At 65.3% G+C, this 19,918-nt stretch carries 9 protein-coding genes; 6 read left to right on the top strand and 3 right to left on the bottom strand.

The features are described from left to right. Window positions 1-17 precede the first annotated feature (17 nt). Both glyQ and glyS read left to right on the top strand, forming a co-directional pair. The gene (glyQ, locus tag FIV34_RS19650) at window positions 18-932 is read left to right on the top strand and encodes a glycine--tRNA ligase subunit alpha (RefSeq protein ID WP_139985177.1); all 915 of its coding nucleotides are present in this window, start codon (window positions 18-20) and stop codon (window positions 930-932) included. Continuing rightward, the gene (glyS, locus tag FIV34_RS19645) at window positions 922-3,066 is read left to right on the top strand and encodes a glycine--tRNA ligase subunit beta (protein WP_139985176.1); all 2,145 of its coding nucleotides are present in this window, start codon (window positions 922-924) and stop codon (window positions 3,064-3,066) included. Before glyQ ends, glyS begins: the two co-directional genes overlap by 11 nt. A 41-nt stretch (window positions 3,067-3,107) precedes the next feature. Here glyS and FIV34_RS19640 read toward each other — a convergent pair whose 3' ends face one another. Continuing rightward, complete coding sequence (locus tag FIV34_RS19640) at window positions 3,108-3,716, bottom strand: helix-turn-helix domain-containing protein (protein WP_139985175.1); 609 nt, start codon at window positions 3,714-3,716, stop codon at window positions 3,108-3,110. 503 nt (window positions 3,717-4,219) lie between these two features. Between FIV34_RS19640 and FIV34_RS19635 the strand changes: the two genes are divergently transcribed. The 4 genes from FIV34_RS19635 (at window position 4,220) to FIV34_RS19620 (ending at window position 15,567) form a co-directional block, all read left to right on the top strand. Next, window positions 4,220-7,294: a TonB-dependent receptor gene (locus FIV34_RS19635; RefSeq protein ID WP_139985174.1), complete on the top strand. Its 3,075-nt coding sequence runs from the start codon at window positions 4,220-4,222 to the stop codon at window positions 7,292-7,294. A gap of 494 nt (window positions 7,295-7,788) precedes the next feature. Beyond that, the gene (locus FIV34_RS19630) at window positions 7,789-10,821 is read left to right on the top strand and encodes a TonB-dependent receptor (RefSeq protein ID WP_139985173.1); all 3,033 of its coding nucleotides are present in this window, start codon (window positions 7,789-7,791) and stop codon (window positions 10,819-10,821) included. Window positions 10,822-11,317: 496 nt separating this feature from the next. Then, window positions 11,318-14,377: a TonB-dependent receptor gene (locus FIV34_RS19625; RefSeq protein ID WP_139985172.1), complete on the top strand. Its 3,060-nt coding sequence runs from the start codon at window positions 11,318-11,320 to the stop codon at window positions 14,375-14,377. A gap of 335 nt (window positions 14,378-14,712) precedes the next feature. After that, a complete protein-coding gene (locus FIV34_RS19620; protein ID WP_139985171.1) occupies window positions 14,713-15,567 on the top strand; it encodes a DUF1481 domain-containing protein in 855 nt (284 codons plus the stop codon). 77 nt (window positions 15,568-15,644) lie between these two features. On the opposite strand, the gene FIV34_RS19615 is transcribed toward FIV34_RS19620, so the two are convergent. Together FIV34_RS19615 and FIV34_RS19610 are read right to left on the bottom strand one after the other, a co-directional pair. Next, complete coding sequence (locus tag FIV34_RS19615) at window positions 15,645-17,441, bottom strand: autotransporter outer membrane beta-barrel domain-containing protein (RefSeq protein WP_139985170.1); 1,797 nt, start codon at window positions 17,439-17,441, stop codon at window positions 15,645-15,647. Between the two features lie 114 nt (window positions 17,442-17,555). After that, on the bottom strand, window positions 17,556-19,889 hold the full coding sequence (locus tag FIV34_RS19610; RefSeq protein ID WP_139985169.1) for a Tex family protein: 2,334 nt from the start codon (window positions 19,887-19,889) through the stop codon (window positions 17,556-17,558). Window positions 19,890-19,918 lie beyond the last annotated feature (29 nt).

The raw sequence follows: 19,918 nt of genomic DNA, 5'->3' as shown, positions 1-19,918 counted from the left end.
TCAAGGACCCGGGAACCATGTCCGCGCCCACCTTCCAAGACGTGATCCAGACCCTGAACCGCTACTGGGCGGAGCAGGGCTGCGTGCTCATGCAGCCGCTCGACACCGAGGTCGGCGCGGGTACGTTCCACCCGGCCACCTTCCTGCGCTCGCTCGGACCGGAGCCGTGGGCTGCCGCTTACGTGCAGCCGTGCCGCCGGCCGACGGATGGTCGCTATGGCGACAACCCGAACCGCCTGCAGCATTACTACCAGTATCAGGTCGTTCTCAAACCCAACCCGGACAACATCCTGGAGCTGTACATCGGCTCCCTGAAGGCGTTGGGTATCGATCCGCTGGTCCACGACCTGCGCTTCGTCGAGGACAACTGGGAATCGCCGACCCTTGGCGCCTGGGGCCTTGGCTGGGAAGTGTGGCTGAACGGCATGGAAGTCACCCAGTTCACCTACTTCCAGCAGGCCGGCGGCCTTGAGTGCCGCCCGGTCACCGGGGAAATCACCTATGGCCTCGAGCGCCTGGTGATGTACCTGCAGAACGTCGACAGCATCTACGACATCGTCTGGACGCATGCCCCGCACGGCGTGGTTACCTATGGCGATGTGTTCCACCAGAACGAGGTGGAGCAGAGCACCTACAACTTCGAATACGCCAACGTGCCCGAACTGCTGCACTGGTTCGATGTGTGCGAGGGCGAGGCCGGCAAGCTCATCGCCGCCGGCCTGCCGTTGCCCGCGTACGAGCAGGTCTGCAAGGCCAGCCACGCGTTCAACCTGCTCGACGCCCGCCGCGCCATCAGCGTGACCGAGCGCCAGCGCTACATCCTGCGTGTGCGCACCCTGGCCCGCAGCGTGGCCGAGGCGTATGTCGCGCAGCGCGAGAAACTGGGCTTCCCCGGCCTGAAGAACGACAAGGAGGCCGTCCATGGCCGATAAGCGCCTGCCGCTCGTCATCGAGCTCGGCACCGAAGAACTGCCGCCCAAGGCCCTCGACGACCTGGCCGGCGCGTTCGCGCGCGGCGTGGTCGAGGGCCTGGAGAAGCGTGGCGTGGCCGGCGACTACGCCGAGGCGAAAACCTACGCGTCGCCGCGCCGCCTCGCCGTGTACATCCCCGGCGTGGCCGTGGCCCAGCCGGAACAGAACGTGGAGCGCCGCGGCCCGGCCGTGAACGCCAGCATTGGCGCCGACGGCGAGCCGTCGAAAGCCCTGGTGGGTTTCGCGCAGTCCTGCGGCGTCGACGTCTCGGCGCTAGAGAAGCTGGAGACCGACAAGGGCGCCTGGTTCGTCTTCCGCGCCGTGAAGGCCGGCCAGCCGACGGCCGCGTTGCTGCAGGAGATCGTCACCGAGGCCCTGAAGGCGCTGCCGATTCCCAAGGCCATGCGCTGGGGCAGCCGTGAAGAATCGTTCGTGCGCCCGGCGCACACGCTGCTCATGCTGCACGGCTCGGATATCGTCGATGGCGAAGTGCTCGGCCTGAAGAGCGGCCGCCAGAGCCTCGGCCACCGCTTCCACCATCCGCACCCGATCCACGTGGCCAGCGCCGATGCGTGGCTGGACGCCCTGCGCCATGCGCATGTGCTGGCCGATCCGGCCGAGCGCCGCGAGCGGGTCCGCAGCGAAGTGGCCCGCGTGGCCACGGGCGGTACGCCCCGCCTGTCGGACGACCTGCTCAACGAGATCGCCAACCTCACCGAATGGCCCGTGGGCATCGCCTGCACCTTCGAGCGCGCCTTCCTCGACGTGCCGCCGGAAGCCCTGGTCACCACCATGGAGACGAACCAGAAGTTCGTGCCCGTGTTCGGTGCCAATGGCGAGCTGACCGAGCACTTCATCGGCGTGGCCAACATCGAAAGCCGCGACCCGGCCGAAATCCGCAAGGGTTATGAGCGCGTCATCCGCCCGCGCTTCGCCGACGCCAAGTTCTTCTGGGATGCCGACCTGAAGGAGCCGCTGGCGAGCTTCCAGGAAGGCCTGAAGAACGTCACCTACCAGCAGTCGCTGGGCAGCCTGTGGGACAAGACCGTGCGCGTGGCCGAGCTGGCCCGCGTCGTGGCCAACCGCGTGGGCGTGGATGCCGGCAAGGCCACCCACGCCGCGGCGCTGGCCAAGTGCGACCTGCTGACCCGCATGGTGGGTGAGTTCCCCGAGCTGCAGGGCGTGATGGGCCGCTACTACGCCACCCGCCAGGGCATCGACGCCGACGTGGCCGACGCGCTGGACAGCTTCTACCAGCCGCGTTTCGGCGGCGACGCCATCGCGGCCGGCAAGGTCGGCCAGGTGGTGGCGGTGGCCGAACGCCTGGACACGCTGGCGGGCATCTTCGCCGTGGGCATGAAGCCCAGCGGCAACAAGGATCCGTTCGCCCTGCGCCGTGCGGCGCTGGGCCTGGCCCGTACCCTGATCGAGGGTGGCATCGACATCGACCTGCGCGCCGCGCTGACCGAAGCCTTCGAGATGGTGCCCGAGGCCGCGTTCGTGGCCGGCGTGAAGCCGGGCAAGGACGGCACCGTGCCCACCGTCGACATCGGCGCGCGCCGGCGTGAACTCGGCGACGAAGTGCATGCGTTCGTGCTTGATCGCCTGCGCGGTTACTACACGGAGCAGGGCTTCAGCGTCGACCAGTTCGAGTCGGTGCTCGCCGTCTCGCCGGCCACCCTGCCGGATTTCGACCGCCGCCTGCGTGCGGTGAGCGAATTCGCCCGTCGCAGCGAGGCCGCGAGCCTGGCGGCCGCGAACAAGCGCGTGGCGAACATCCTGCGCAAGCAGGCCGAGGACGCCAACGCCGCGCCGATTCCGGCGGACGTGGATCCGGCCTATTTCGAGTTCGATGCCGAGCGCGAGCTGCATGCCGCACTCGGTGAGGCACGGGCCGATACGCGCGGCCTGCTGGCGCATGCCGACTACACCGGCACGCTCGCTCGCCTGGCGGTGCTGCAGGCGCCGGTGGATCGCTTCTTCGACGACGTCCTGGTGAACGCCGAGGACCCGGCCGTACGCGGCAACCGCCTGGCCCTGCTGGCCCAGCTGAAGTCGGCGTTCGGCGCGATCGCCGACATCTCACGCCTCTAAGCCCTTGCCACCCCGGCCGGTTCGCCGGCCGGGTGCTGCTATCAGGCTGCCGCGGCGCCCGGTTCGTCGGTGATGCGTGACATGACCGTCCGGCGGAAGGCGATCACGCGGTCCGCGTAGTCGCCATCGGACGAACGGCCCAGGATCGCGTACATCTCGGCGACCAGGTCGGCGTGGCGCACCGGCGAGAACCGGCTGCCTGCCATCTCGATATCCGACTGCAGCAGCTTCATCGCCGCCGCCAGGCGTGACGGATCCAGCTTGGCCGGCGCCGCCTGGACGTCAAGGTGGTCGTCGTGGCCGCGAATCGTTTCCGACCGCTCCGCACGGCCGCCGATATCGTCGGTGGTGCCGTCCAGCACCATCGGGCCTTCGCCCGCGGCCAGCCACACCAGCGAAATGCCCAGCGTCTTCGCCATCGTGACGCAGCGGCCACGCGACGGGTCGGTGTTGCCATCCCGCCAGCTGCGCACCACGCCTTCAGAGAAGCCGCAACGGCGGGCGATATCGCTCACGCTGCCATTGAGCTTGATCACCTGGCGAACCCGGCTGGCGAAGGAGGAGGCGGGCACGTCGCTACCGGCGCGCCCCGTCTCGAAGCCGCCACCGGCCGCTTCGGCCCGGATGGATCCCCTCGAATTGTCGTTCATGCCCATGAAACCTCTTGTTTTTGAATTAGCCGCCCCCCGGCGTCTCCAGCGAAAAAACGCGCGAGCGCCGTTACGGTGTACACGGAAATACCTTCGACGGCCTTTCGATTGAGAATTTTCGTAGGACTGTTCAGGGCCGCCCAAAGTGGCTTGCACCAAGGCCTGGACCGCTTTTCCTCGTAAGAAAATTTCCTAGTTCGTGTTTTTTTCCCGTGCCGGAAGTCATGTCTTACGCCGTTCCAACCCATTGATGTATCAGATGAAACATTCTTCATCTTCCGTTTAGGCGCACGGCCGGGGCGTATGGCGCCCGTCATTTAGCCGTTAGTTTCCCGTTGTGAATCGCAAAATGCTGCGGTATATGTGCGTGGCAGCGCGGGTGAGGGATCCGCGTCGCAGGGGAATAACCACGTCGTTAACGCACCTGGCCATGAGGCCGGGCTAGGGAAATGCGCGCCTTTTTTGGGCCGCACGACATATCGGCATCACTTGGGGAGAGATTGATGAACGTTAAGCATTACGGTCGCCAGCAGCTTCGCCGCAGCGCGCTTGCTGTCGGCCTTGGCCTGTGCCTGGCCGGGGGAGCGGCCCACGCGCAGTCCAATACCACCGGTGGCATCTTCGGCTCGGTCGAAAACCAGCAGGGCACCACCGTCACGATCAGCAGCCCGTCCACGGGCTTCACGCGTTCCGTGCCCGTCGAAAAAGACGGCCGTTACCGCGTCACCTCGCTGCCCCCGGGCAACTACACGGTGACCCTGGAAAACAACGGCGCCGCGGTGAGCTCGCGTGACAACGTGGTCGTCACCATTTCGAACAACACCTCGGTCCCGTTCGGCGCTGCCGCGTCCGCGACGCAGGCCAGCACGCTGGAAGGCGTGTCGGTGACCGCGACGGCGCTGCCGTCGATCGACGTCTCCTCGGTGGATACGCGCACCGTGCTCACGGCCGAGCAGCTCAACAAGCTGCCGATCACCCGTGACGTGCTGGCTGCCGCGCTGCTGGCCCCGGGCGTCATCGGCAACTCGTCGTACAAGGACGCCCTGGGCAACCCGGTGCCGAGCTTCGGCGGTTCGGCGTCCTCGGAAAACGCGTACTTCATCAACGGTTATGCGGTCACCAATCCGCTGACCTCCATCGGCCTCACCCAGCTGCCGTTCGACGCGATCGACCAGCAGCAGGTGCTTACCGGTGGTTACGGCGCTGAATTCGGCCGCTCCACCGGCGGCGTCATCAACATCGTGACCAAGCGCGGTACCAACGAGTGGCACGGTGGCGTCTACACCATCTGGGAACCGCAGGGCACGCGCGCCAGCCCGCGCAACTCGAGCTATCCGGATACCGGTTTCTACCCGGCCACCGACGGCACGCTTTACCAGTACCAGAAGCGCAACAACTACTGGCGCTCCACGGTCGGCGCGTACGCCAGCGGCCCGCTGATCAAGGACACCCTGTTCTTCTACGTCGATGCGGAAATGAACCGCCGCGAAGGTGAAGGCATCGCCACCAGCACCACCGCGGGTGCGATCACCTCGGCCAGCGTCGGCCGCAACGGCTGGAACGAATACAAGTACAAGATCCCCCGCTGGTTGGCGAAGATCGACTGGAACATCACCGACGACCATCACCTCGAGCTGACCGGCGTCTCCGACAAGACCGAGTACGACTCGAAGACCTACGGCTTCAGCTACGCTGACCTGGCCCATGGCGATACGCAGAACGGCGGCGTGTACCAGAAGGACGGCGGTGACCTGTACGTCGGCAAGTACACCGGCTACATCACCGATGCACTGACGGTGTCGGCCCTGTACGGCCAGCAGCGCCTCGACCACGTGCAGTCGCCGTTCGGCTATGACCCGAACTGCCCGCTCGTCGTGATCTCCACGGCCGCCTCGCGCGCCCCGGGCATCAACTACGGCAGCTGCCAGACCACCTCGACCGCCGTGCGCGTGCCGGGTGCGGAAGACAAGACCGACGGCTGGCGCTTCGACGTCGAGTACCGCCTGGGCGACCACGACATCCGTGCGGGTGCCGATCGCCAGGAAGCCAAGTCCTTCACCGGTACCTCGCTGCCGGGTGGCTTCAGCTGGACGTACAGCCAGCAGAACGATCCCGCCGGTGCGATCGATGCCGGCCATGGCGTGGGTTCGCCGGCGGCCGCCGGTGGCCTGGGCAACCAGGGTTACTACGTGATCAAGTCCTACACCACCACCTCGGCGAAGGTGAAGACGGTGCAGGAATCGCAGTACCTCGAAGACCACTGGCAGGCGTCCGACCGCTGGATGATCTACGCCGGCCTGCGCAACGAGCAGTTCAAGAACTACAACGGCGCCAACCAGGTGTATGCGAAGCAGCGCCACCAGCTCGCCCCGCGCCTGGGTGTGTCGTGGGACGTGTTCGGCGATTCCACCCTGAAGGTGTACGCCAACGCCGGCCGTTACCACCTGGCCATGCCGAACAACGTGGCCGTGCGCGCCGCGTCCGGCTCGCTCAACACGACCGAGTACTTCACCTACACGGGCGTGGATGCGAACGGTAACCCGACGGGCCTGGCGTCCGTGCCGGTGAACCAGGCGGCTGGCTACACCTGTAACGGTTCGAACGCCACCTCCGCCAACCTGGAGTGCGGTACCGCTCCGGATCCGCGTACGGTCGCCGCCAAGGGCCTGAAGTCGCATTACCAGGACGAGTACATCGCCGGCTTCGACCATGCGCTCTCGCCCAACTGGAACTGGGGTGCGAAGGCCACCTGGCGCCAGCTGCGCAGCGCGATCGACGATACCTGCACCCCGGCACTGGGCGGCGCCTGCTTCCTGTTCAACCCGGGTACGGGCAACACGTTCCTGCAGTTGCAGGATGACGGTTCGTTCGTTGAGCGCCACTACTCGAAGGACGAGCTGGGCCTGGGTAGCCTGAAGCGTAAGTACTACGCCCTGGACCTGTACCTGGAGCATCCGTTCGCCGACAAGTGGTACGGCCGCATCGACTACACGTGGTCGCGCAGCTACGGCAACACGGAAGGCCAGCTGGCCTCCGACCTGGATACCGGTAACGGTGGCCAGGCCGACGTCTCGGTGACCCAGGACTGGGATCTGCCGCAGCTGATGGTCGGTGCCAACGGCCGCCTGCCGAACGATCGCACGCACCAGATCAAGATGTTCGGCTACTACCAGCTCAGCGATGACCTGCGCTTCGGTATCAATGCCAACATCTCGTCGGGTCGCCCGAAGAACTGCACGAGCTTCTACCCGACCGCCGACCGCGGCCTGTACAACGGCTCGTTCTACTGGTTCTGCGGCCTGCCGGGCCAGCAGGGTTACGAGTTCTCGCCGCGCGGTTCGCACGGCTCGGCCCCGTGGACCTACCTCGTCAACCTCAACGCGGCCTATACCCCGTCGTGGTTCGATCGCCACCTCACCTTCCAGGTGGACGTGCTGAACGTGCTGAACAAGCAGCGCCCGACGACGTACAACTTCCGCTATGCATCGAGCCGGACCACGCCGAGCCCGCTGTACCTGCGTGAGCTGAACTACACCGACCCGCGCGTCGTCCGCTTCACCGCCCGCTACGACTTCTAAGTCCGGCGACGCGTCAAACAGCCTCGTTAAAACAAGAAAAGTCGCAGGCGGATACGGACATCCGGCCTGCGACACAGATGATGTCTCCCCAGATCGCCCTCGGTTTAGTCGCCGGGGGCTTTTTTTGCGCCTAGGAATATTTCCTACAAAAAGCAGGGTAAAAAAGCCTGCTTAGTCAGTTACTTGCTTCGTAAAAGCTTGATGCTTGTAGGAATTCTCCTACAGCTGAACAGGCTGCCGTGGAAATGACTGCTTAAGCGTTTAATTTTTGTGAAATTTCCATGTTGCGTGTAGGCGAAACCTTACGTATATGTGACTCCAGTCACGGATAGTGACGTGTTCGGGGGATGGCATCGCTTTACCGATGCCATTGTTTAAAGGGGATTTTCCACCACCGACTTTTTCGAACCTGGCGTAAGCCGGGTCGGGGTCGGCTTGCCGCGACACTCGTAATTCTTTGCGGTAAGTGTTTTTCACTTTGGGGAGAGTATTTGATGAAATCGCGTTCCTTCCGCACCGCCTCCTTCGGGCGTCGCACCGCGCTGGCCCTGGCGATCAGCCTGGGTACGGCCGCGCCGGGCGTCCTGCTTGCGCAGGCCACGAGCGGCACGATCTTTGGTACGGCTACCGCCGGCCAGACCGTCACCGCCACCAGTGACACGGGCGTCACCCGTACCGTCACCGTCGACAACTCCGGCCGCTACACCATCAGCCAGCTGCCGCTGGGCAACTACAAGGTGTCACTGAACCAGGGCTCCGCCGTCGTTGACTCGCGTTCCAACGTCAGCATCCGTGTCGGCGCCGGTACCGACGTGTCGTTTACCTCGGCCGCGAGCGCCAGCCAGGCCGCCAGCCTGGAAGGCGTCACCGTGTCGGCCAACTCGCTGCCGTCCATCGACGTCAGCGCCGTCGACTCGCGCACCGTGATCACCTCCGAACAGCTCTCGAAGCTGCCGCTGGCCCGTACCGCCGAAGCCATCGCGTTGCTGGCGCCGGGTGCCGTCGCAGGCAGCTCGTTCTTCGTTGGCCCCACCGGTAACGCGCTGGTCTCGATCGCCGGCAGCGCCGTCACCGAGAACGCGTACTACATCAACGGTTTCAACACGACCGATCCGCTCAGCGGCTTCGGTGGCATCACCCTGCCGTACGGCGCCATCGACCAGCAGGAAATCCTCGCCGGTGGTTACGGCGCGGCCTATGGTCGTTCGTCGGGCGGCGTGATCTCGCAGGTCGGTAAGCGCGGCACCAACGACTGGCACTTCGGTGCGCAGGTGCTGTGGGAGCCGAAGGGCACCAAGGCCGACCCGATCAACTACTACCGCCAGGTGGGTTCGCAGGCTGGCGCGCTGTATGACGACAACCGCAGCGACAAGACCTGGCGCACGACGTACTCCGCTTACGCCGGCGGCCCGCTGATCAAGGACACGCTGTACGTCTTCCTTGCCGCCGAACAGGAACGCCGCCAGGGTGACCAGATCACCAGCTCGGCCGCGCCGTTCGTCTACAAGCAGTCGTACCGTAACCCGAAGCTCTACGGCAAGATCGACTGGAACATCACCGACAGCAACATCCTCGAAGTCACCGGTGCGTCGAACAAGCAGGATTACGACGCGTCGATCTACGAGTACAGCTACGCTGACAAGACCCGTGGCGATTACGTGGGCAAGGACACGGCCGGTGCGCCGCTGAACAAGTCCGGTGCGGATCTCTACACCGCCAAGTTCACCAGCTACATCACCGACGACCTGACCCTGACGGCCCTGTACGGCAAGATGAAGGGCACGTACTACACCTCCACCGGTGGTGACCAGTCGCTGCCGTCGATCATCCAGGCCAACCAGCAGGACCCGCTCATCGCCAATGGCGTGACCAACGCCAACCCGGCCGCGACCACCGCTGACCCGCGCCACAAGTCGACCAACACCAACTTCCGCGTCGACCTCGGTTACCACATCGGCGACCACACCATCGTGGCAGGTATCGATAACCAGAAGGTGCTCGACAAGGACGACGGTGATTCCACCACGGGCCCGGGCTACGCCTGGGAATACTGGAAGACGGACGCCAACACGCCGATCATCGGTGACGTCCCGACCGACGCTGCCTACGTGGCGCCCCCGGGCGGCCGTGGCTACTACGTTGCCCGTTACGTCTACCGCACGGCGTCGTCGGTGCGTACCACGCAGCGCGCGCAGTACATCGAAGACACCTGGCAGGTGAATGACCGCTGGATGCTGAAGGTCGGCCTGCGCAATGACCAGTTCACCAACTACAACTCCGACGGCGTGCCGTACCTGCGCCTGACCACCCCGCAATGGGCCCCGCGCATCGGTGCCACCTGGGACGTCAACGGTGATTCCAGCCTGAAGATCTACGCCAACGCGGGCCGTTACTACCTCGCGCTGCCGGCGACCGTCGCGCTGCGTTCCGCCGGCGCCTCGCTCTACACCCGCGAGTACTTCAACTACACGGGCATCGACGGCAACGGCATCCCGCAGGGCCTGACCCCGATCTTCAGCAGCACGGGCGGCCCGATCTCGGCCAACAGCGAGTACGGCATCCCGCGCGACCCGAAGACGGCCGCCGCGACCGACATCAAGTCGGAATACCAGGATGAGTTCCTGCTCGGCTTCGATGCCGCGCTGACCGACAAGTGGACGTACGGCGCCAAGGCTACGGTGCGCAAGCTGCGCAACGCGATCGATGACGTCGGCGACAGCGGCGCCATCCTGCGCAAGATGGAGCGCTCGGGTATCGATCCGGACACCATCGGCGACATCCAGGGCAGCTACCTGTTCAACCCGGGCCGTGCCAACACGTTCCTGATCCCGAACACCAATGGCGGCTACTACAGCGTCGACATGAACAACCAGGACTTCGGGTTCCCGCACTCCAAGCGCAATTACTACGGCCTGGAGATGTACCTGGACCACGCGTGGGACGGCAAGTACCAGGTCCGCTTCGACTACGTCTATTCGAAGAGCTACGGCAACTCGGAAGGCCAGGTCCGTTCGGACATCCGCCAGGACAACGTCTCGGCGACGGTGGACTGGGATTACGCCGAAGTCATGCAGTACTCGAACGGCGAACTGGCTAACAGCCGCAAGCACAACTTCAAGGCTTACGGCTCCTACCAGCTGGCTTCGGAGTGGATGGTCTCGGGCAACATCAACATCGCTTCGGGCGCCCCGAAGAGCTGCCTGGGCCTCTATGGCCCGAACCAGACCAACCCGAACCTGGGTTATGGCTCGTACTACCACTGGTGCGATGGCCAGCCGTCGCCCCCGGGTGCCGCCGGCCACAACCCCTGGACGTACATCGTCACGGGCGCTGTCGAATATCGCCCGGAATGGGCCGACAAGAAGCTGGCCTTCAACGTCACGGTGTTCAACCTGCTGAACCAGCGCAAGGAAACGCAGGTTTATCCGATCCACGGCAGCACCCAGAGCCTGAACCCGCGTTACGACGTCCCGCTCTACCAGACGACGCCGCGCTACGCCCGTTTCGGCATCAGCTACGACTTCTAAGAAGTCGTCACGGGATAACAACAAAAAAGGCCGGCGGGGGTCTATCCACCCCCCGCCAGGCCGGCCCGGAGCAACTCCCCAGATCGCCTCTCGCCCTCCCCGGGCGGGGGGCGCTTTTTAGGAAGAAGCGCTTGGTCCAGAACAAAAATCCAGTCCCGTCCAGCAGTTGGTCGAGACTGGCGGCTCGCTCCCCGCGGCCCTGAAACGCCGACCCCGTGTAAATAATTTGTTGACACGGTGGTCTGGCTCCGCCTAGATTCGGGCTCGGCGAAGTCCGTGTGGTCGTCTCGTGGATGCGAGAAACCCACCCGGACAGCGTTGACGGGCTTGATGGGAGCAGGTCAAAAGGGGAGCGGTGCCACCACTCTGGGAGGAGTTGGAGCGCCTGCGATCCACCCCTAAAACATGCACCCCAAGGCCGAACCTTTTTTTCCGGCCATTGGTCGGTTTTGCATGTTTTCAGGCCCTTTTTGGGCCGATCTGGGGAGATTTGCACATGAGTTCTCGTAGCACTCTGCAGGCGTCAAGCCTGCGTCGTTCGTCGCTCGCGCTCGCGCTGGCGATCGGCATGGGCCTGACCGGTTCGGTCTACGCCCAGGCCACCACGGGTAGCATTTTCGGTACCGCGGAAGCCGGCGACACCGTTCAGATCGTCAGCGCCACTGGCGTGACCCGCGAAGCCGCCGTCGCCGCAAACGGCCGTTACACCTTCAACAACCTTCCGGTGGGCGCCTACACGGTGAACCTCATGAAGGGCGGCGCCACCGTCGACACCCGCAAGGACGTCGCGGTCACCGTGAGCAAGGGCTCGGACGTCTCGTTCGCCGCCGCTGCCGCCACGGCTGCCAACGCCTCGAACCTCGAAGGCGTGACCGTTGTTGGCACCGCGCTGCCGCCGATCGACGTTTCGTCGGTTGACTCGCGCACCGTCATCACCCAGTCCCAGCTCAAGCAGCTGCCGCTCGGCCGTTCGGCTGAAGCCATCGCGCTGCTGGCCCCGGGCGTTGCCCAGGGCGCCACCGGTTCCGGCTTCGCCAGCCCGACCGGCCAGTCGCTGGTCTCGTTCGGCGGTTCGTCGGTGACCGAGAACGCGTACTACATCAACGGCATGAACACCACGGATCCCATCTCGGGCTACGGTGGCATGACCCTCCCGTACGGCGCGATCGACCAGCAGGAAATCCTGACGGGCGGTTACGGCGCACAGTACGGCCGTTCGGACGGTGGCGTGATCAGCGTCGTCGGCCGTCGCGGTACCAACGATTTCCATTTCGGTGGCCAGATCCTGTGGACGCCCGAGTTCGCCAAGGCGGACCCGATCAATGCGAAGTACCCGGACAGCTCGTCGCGTGACGGCCAGGTGTACCGCTACCGCAACCTGAACAAGACCTGGGAAGCTGTCGCTTCGGCCTACGCCGGCGGCCCGCTGATCAAGGACACCCTGTTCGCGTTCGTCGCCGTGGAAGCCGCGAAGTCGAAGGGCGACAACGTCCAGACCGCTTCGCAGAACAAGAACTACGTGCAGACGTACAAAGATCCGAAGATGTACGCCAAGATCGATTGGAACATCACGGATAACAACATCCTTGAAGTGACCGGTGCGAGCGTCAAGCACGACTACACCGGCGATGTGTACGCCTTCGACAACACGACCCGTCAGAACGGCGACTTCATCGCTGCCGATACGGCTGCGCGCACGAAGCAGACGATGTGGGTGGCCAAGTACACCGGCTACATCACCGACAGCCTGACCGTTACCGCGCAGTACGGTAAGCAGGACACGAAGCTCTACACGCAGACCGGTACGACGGATCCGAACCTGATCCCGATCCTCGGCGCTGACCAGCAGAACCCGGCCTACACCGGCGGCTTCCCGCAGGGCATCACCAACGCGCAGAACCTGACGACCGTTCCTGACCCGACCCACGAGAGCAAGGTCACGAACTACCGTTTTGACCTGTCGTACGTCCTCGGCGATCACACGCTGTCGGCCGGTATCGACAACCAGAACACGCAGGACCTGAACGACGGCGAGTCGATCTACAACAACTCCGGCTACGAGTGGAGCTACGGTACGGTCGAAGAGGGTGGCGATATCGCCGGTGGCGCCGTGTCGTCGCCGGTCGGCACCCCGTACTACGTCTCCAAGTACCGCCAGCAGACCGCCGCTTCGGTGCGCGTCCGCCAGCGTGCGCAGTACATCCAGGACCAGTGGCAGGTGACGGATACCGTCAAGCTGTCGCTCGGCCTGCGTAACGACCAGTTCACCAACTACAACGGCAGCAACGAAGCCTATATCACCCAGACCAAGCCGCAGTGGGCCCCGCGCCTCGGCGGTAGCTGGGACGTGTACGGCGACAGCAGCTTCAAGGTGTACGCGAACGCCGGCCGTTACTACCTCGCCCTGCCGCTCGTGCCCGCCCTGCGCGGCGCGTCCGGTTCGACGCAGACCAACGAGTACTACTCGTACACGGGCATCGACCCGGCCACCGGTTACCCGACCGGCCTCACCGCGCTCAACACGGTGAACGGCCCGGGCCAGCCCTACTCGCCGAACAACGAGTACGGCCAGGCGAAGGATCCGAACATCGTCAGCGCCCGCGGCCTGAAGTCCGAGTACCAGGATGAGTTCATCGCTGGCTTCGACAAGACCCTGGGTACCGACTGGGTGTACGGCGCCAAGATCACCTACCGCAAGCTCGGCAACGCGATCGACGATTATTGCGATACCGGCTCCAACCCGAACGGTCGCCTGCAGGACCTGTTCACGGCCAGTGGTTCGGCGGTCAACCTGTCCGACGCCGGCGTGAGCTGCTACCTGTTCAACCCGGGTCGCGCCAACACCTTCCTCGCGCCGAACGCCGCGGGTGGCTACGACACGCTCCACGCGACCAACGCCGACCTGGGCTTCCCGCACCTGAAGCGTCACTACTACGCGCTCGAGCTGCACCTGCAGCACGAGAAGGGTGATGGCAAGTGGTGGGGTAACGTCAGCTACGTGTACTCGAAGCTGTACGGCAACTCGGAAGGCCAGACCGATTCGGATGCCGGTACGCGCAGCGATCCGTCCGTCACGCAGGCGTGGGATAACGCCCCGCTCATGGTGTACTCGAACGGCAAGCTCGCCAACGACCACACCCATGCGCTGAAGGCCTACGGTGCGTACGAGATCACGCCGGAATGGCAGGTCTCGGGCAACATCGCCATCGTCTCGGGTGCGCCGCGTAACTGCTACGGCGGTTTCGGTCCGGACCAGGTCGACGCCGGCTACGGCACGACCGCCTACCACTGGTGTGGTGGCGAGCCGTCGCCCCCGGGCGCCGTTGGCCGCAACCCGATCACGCACACCGTGTCGGGCGCCCTGGCTTACCGTCCGGCGTTCGCCGATGGCAAGCTCGGCTTCACGGCCGAAGTCTTCAACCTGTTCAACGAACAGAAGAAGACCCAGTCGTACCCGTACTACAGCACCACCAGCGCGCCGCTGCCGACCTACAACGTGCCGATCGCGCTGCAGACCCCGCGTTACTTCCGCTTCGGTGTCACCTACGACTACTGATCCACGGAAGATCAGGACTCGCCGCCACCTTCGGGTGGCGGTATTCTGGAAAGACGCCACCCCGGGTGGCGTTTTTTTTGAGAGGACTTAGATCGATCCAATCCCGCTTGCCAGTGATATCGGGGAAAAATCAGGGGCTTAGCGTTTTCGGCAAGACTTCGCCGTAACCTGCGACCCGGACCACGGATTCAGGCGATGCGGGCGGTGTTGCACTTGACTTTTCCGGCGGCCGATTTGCCGGTATGCTCCATGGTTCCCCCCGGAAGTCCTTGCGGGCCATGCGCTTGCGTATCTTCCGTGACCCACACACTTTTCCGTTTCTACGAGGCTCGACCATGCGCAGGATCTTCTTGTCGCTCGCATCCGTATCCGCCCTGGCGCTTGCCGGTTGTGGTGGCGGTTCGGACAACAACGGCCAGCAGGCCGCCGCTGGTGGCGAGAATGCCGCTCCCGCCGCTCCCGCTAACGCCGTGACCGGCACCGTGACCCTGCGCGATGCAGGTGGCCAGCTCTCCCCGGACGCCAAGCTCGACCTCAAGCTGGTCGACGTCTCCGCCCAGGGCTCGCAGCCGCTCGCCGCCAAGACGATCAGCCCGGTGAACTTGCCGCAGGCGTTCCAGCTCGATTTCACGGCGTCGGACCTCAATCCGAACGACATGTACATCGTCGAAGTCTCCCTGCAGGACGGCGAGCGTCACTACTCGTCGCCGCTGAAGACCCCGGTGCTGACCAAGGGCGCCAAGGCCGTTGCCAACATCCAGCTCGTCGGTGAAGCCACCCCGGGTGAGAAGGAGCTGGCCGGCTACGAGTCGGTCAAGAAGAACATCGGCGGCATGAAGGTCACCCAGGGCACCGCGCTGAAGGAAGGCGAGTCGCGCGGCTGGCAGATCTTCAAGAAGGGTAACGACGTCCAGTTCGTCATCGAGCTGGTCGACTACGGCGACAAGGGCTTTACCTCCACGAACTACGCTTACAAGAACGGTAAGCCGTGGGTCATCGTGCAGGAGAAGAAGCCGAGCAAGGACGGCAAGCCGACCTCGACCGAGCGTGCAGGCTGGAACGACGCCGGCGAACTCGTGCTCAAGCAGAACCAGGCGGGCAGCAAGGTCGACGTCCTCAGCGACGCCGATGCCAACACCCTGAAGAGCCAGGCTGAAGCCATGTACGCGAAAGCCGGCGGCAAGAAGTAAGCCGTCGCTTCAGGCACAGAAAAACGCCGGCTTTCGCCGGCGTTTTTTTTGCTCCTGTCCCGCGAGGTGAAGCTGGCTTAGAAAGCCAGCTTCACGCCGAGGTTGAGGCTGTTGAGGCGCTGGGTGTCATCGCCGAAACGGCCGCTGTAGCTCGCCCAGCCGCTCCAGCGCTTGCTGAAGTCCGCCGAGACGCCGACGTCGGCGGTGGCCCAGGTCTTGTCCGGGGTGAAGCCCTGGAGTTCGAACTGGCCGCTCATGTTGGTGAGGCCGGCGGTGACGAAACGCGCATCCGCGCGGCCGTCGTGGTTGTAGGCCACTTCCGCGAACGGATGCAGCACGGTGCTGCCCGTGGCCCACGAACCCTGCAGGCGCCAGCCGGCGGTTTCGATGCGGGCGTTGCGGGTCTGCTTGCCGAAGGTCATCGCGGTGCTGGTGTTGTTGCGCTCGGTGTAGCCGAACACGCGCAGCTGCTCGAACTCCACCGTGGCGAACGGGCCGGTCTTCAGCGAGTCGTCGCCGAACCACCAGCCACCGGTGAGGCCGCCACCGACATGCGAACCGTCGGTCTTGCCCGTCTCGGTGCGGCGCGCCGCGCCCAGGTCGATGCGACGGTCGATGTCGGTGAAGCTCAGCTGGCCGAAGCTGACGAACGCGCCGGCGTAGCCACCACCCTGGTGGTAGAAGGCGAAGCCGGAACCGGAGACATCCGTCATCTTGTAGCCGCCACCGCCCTGGAAGTCGGCGTTGGCCGAGCTCAGGCCGAGGGCGACGCCCATGCTGAAGTTGTCGTTGACGCGCGCATCGGCGCCGACCGTGAGGCTGACGTTGTCGCTGTCGGTCTTCGGCGAGTTGTCGGTGTCCTTGTACTTCTGCTGGCCGTAGTCCACCGAGGCGAAGAAGCGCGAATCCGCACCGAAGTTATCGGCGATCATCTGGTTGCGCAGCGCGCGCATCTGCGCGGCATCGGTCGCCAGGCCGGCTTCGCCGAGCAGCGAGATCTTCTTCGGCGCTTCGAGCACGGAGATGGCGTACTGGCCGAGCAGCGCGTGCGCCGCGGTGGTCGGGTGGATGCCGTCGGCGAACAGGTACGTGGCGGCGGCATTCGGGTCACGCAGCGTGGCCGGCGAGCAGGTGATCGAGCTGGCCGTGGTGCACGCCGGCACGGTGACGTTGCTGAAGCCGTAGGCCGACGGGTTGGCGATCACTTCGTTGAGCAGCGAGTACGTGTCGATCGACACGATGCCCTTGTTCGCGGTCGACAGGCCGCCGGAGAGGATGCCGTTGTAGATCTGCGACAGCGAAGTGATGCTGGAAGCGGCGGCGGCACCGGCCGACTGCGCGGCCGGGGTCTTGCCCACGTCCGGCAGGTTGAAGACGACGATGGTCTTGGCGCCGGCGGCCTGGAGGGCCTTGATCTGGCCGACTTCCTGCTGGGCGGCCGTGCCGACGACGATCTGCGCGGTGGCCGGGTTGGCCGTGGCGGCCAGGATGTCGTTGGCGCCGATCCACATGGTGTACAGGGCGTTCGGGTCAGCCTTGCCGCCCGTGGCCGTCAGGTACTGCTGGATCTGTGCCGAGGTCGCCGGGGTCGGGTTGGCGATGGCCGCGCGCGCGCCACCGAACGCGAAGTCCGTACCGCCCTGGAGCGACGGGGTCAGCGAAAGGTTGAAGTACTTCGCGATGTTCTCCACCGCGACGGTGCCGGGGTTGGTCGTGAAGCGGGTGACCACCGGCGAACCGGAAAGGATCGAAACGTTGCCGTTATCGCTCAGGCTATCGCCGAACGACACAACCTGCGTGAACCCGTCGGCGTGCGCCCCGGCACTGAAGAGCAGGGCAGCACCAATGGCGCCGGCAAGATGGCGAATACGCATTTTGAAATCACTCCGTGTGTGGGGCGTTAGAGAATCGTTACCGTAGCCGAAGCCATACGGCGGCGCATGCTGCGCCGCCGCAGTGTTTTCGCAGAACCGATCAGGCAGGAACGGTCAGCGCTTGAGGGCTTTCGAGAACGCGTCCGCGAAAGCGCTGTTGGCTGGCGCGGGTGCCGCCTTCGGCGGCTGGGGCGGACGAGCGCCACCGGGGCCACCACGACGATTGCCACCGGGGGCGGCGTCGTCGCGCTGGGCGGGGCGCCCCGAGCGGGCTTCGCCCGGCACGTCGTCCAGGCGCATCGACAGCGCGATGCGCTTGCGCGGCAGGTCCACTTCCATGACCTTCACCTTGACGATATCGCCGGCTTTCACCGCGTCGCGCGGGTGTTTGACGAAGGTGTGCGACAGCGCCGACACGTGGACGAGGCCGTCCTGGTGCACGCCGATATCGACGAACGCGCCGAAGGCCGCGACGTTGGTGACGCGGCCTTCGAGCACCATGCCGACCTTGAGGTCCTTCAGGTCTTCCACGCCTTCGGCAAAGCTCGGCGCGACGAACTCCGGACGCGGATCGCGGCCCGGCTTTTCGAGTTCCTTGAGGATGTCGCGCACCGTCGGCACGCCGAAGCTGGCGTCGGTGAAATCGTCCGCTTTCAGTCCGCGCAGGAACGCGGTATCGCCGATGATCTGCTTCACCTCGCGGCCGCACTGCTTGAGAATCCGCTCAACCACGGGGTAGGCCTCGGGATGCACGGAGCTCGCATCCAGCGGATTGCTGCCGCCGGTGATGCGCAGGAAGCCGGCGCACTGCTCGAAGGCCTTGTCGCCAAGGCGCGGTACTTTGAGAAGTTCCTTGCGGCTGCCGAACGGGCCGTTGGCATCGCGGTGCTTCACCACGTTCTCCGCCACGCTGGACGAGAGGCCGGCGACGCGGGCGAGCAGGGGTGCCGAGGCCGTGTTCACGTCCACGCCGACCGCGTTCACGCAATCCTCGACGCGTGCGTCCAGCGCGCGGGCCAGCTTCACCTGGTTCACGTCGTGCTGGTACTGGCCCACGCCGATGGCCTTGGGCTCGATCTTCACCAGCTCGGCCAGCGGATCCTGCAGGCGGCGCGCGATGGAGACGGCGCCACGGATGGAGACGTCGAGCTCGGGGAATTCCTTCGAGGCCAGTTCGGACGCCGAGTACACCGACGCGCCGGCTTCGCTGACCACCACCTTCGACAGGTTGAGGTCCGGCATCTTGCGCATCACTTCGCCGACCAGCTTGTCGGTCTCGCGCGACGCGGTGCCGTTGCCGATGGCGACCAGGCCCACGCCGTGCTGCTTGCTGAGCTGGGCGATGCGGGCCATGGACTGGTCCCACTGGTTGCGCGGCTCGTGCGGGTAGATGGTGTCGTAGGCGAGCAGCTTGCCGGTGGCATCGACGATGGCGATCTTGCAGCCGGTGCGGATGCCCGGATCCAGGCCCATCACCGTCTTCGCGCCCGCTGGGGCGGCGAGCAGCAGGTCCTTCAGGTTGTCACCGAAGACGCGGATGGCTTCGTCTTCCGCGCCTTCGCGGACGCGGCCGAACAGGTCCAGCGTCAGGTGCAGGTGCAGCTTCACCCGCCAGGTGAGGCGCACGGTTTCGCGCAGCCAGGCGTCGGCCGGGCGGCCGCGGTCCAGGATGCCCGCGCGGGCGGCAACGCGGCCCTCGCCTTCGGCATGGCCCTGGTCGGCGTCCACGGCCGGATGCAGGTCGATCTCGAGCACGCCTTCGTTACGCGCACGCATCAGCGCGAGCAGGCGATGCGAGGGGATCTTCGAAAGCGGCTCGGTGTGGTCGAAATAGTCGCGGAACTTCGCGCCTTCGTTTTCCTTGCCCGGCACCACGACGGCGCGGATCTGGCCCTTCTCCCACAGCCAGTCGCGCAGCTCGCCCACGAGGGCGGCGTCTTCGGCGATGGATTCCATGAGGATGGCGCGGGCGCCGTCGAGGGCGGCCTTCACGTCGGCCACGCCCTTGTCGGCATCGACGTAGCCGGCGGCCAGCGTCTCGGGCGACTGCGTCGGGTCGTCACGCAGGCCGGTGGCCAGCGGCTCGAGGCCGGCTTCACGGGCAATCTGCGCCTTGGTGCGGCGCTTGGGCTTGAACGGCAGGTAGAGATCTTCCAGGCGCGCCTTGGTGTCGGCCGTGAGGATGTCCGCCTTCAGCGCGTCGGTCATCTTGCCCTGCTCGACGATGCTGTCGAGGATGGCGGCGCGGCGGTCTTCCAGTTCGCGCAGGTAACGCAGGCGCTCTTCAAGCAGGCGCAGCTGGATGTCGTCGAGGCCGCCGGTGACTTCCTTGCGGTAGCGGGCGATGAACGGCACGGTGGCGCCGCCGTCGAGGAGTTCCACCGCTGCGCGCACCTGTTCGGGCTTGGCGGCGATGTCCTGGGCGATACGTTGTTCGATGCTCTGCATGTCTTTCCTGTGCGTGCTCGGCCGGCCGA

This window comes from Luteibacter pinisoli (genome assembly GCF_006385595.1).
GTDB lineage: Bacteria > Pseudomonadota > Gammaproteobacteria > Xanthomonadales > Rhodanobacteraceae > Luteibacter > Luteibacter pinisoli.
This window is presented reverse-complemented; position numbering and strand designations above follow the sequence as displayed.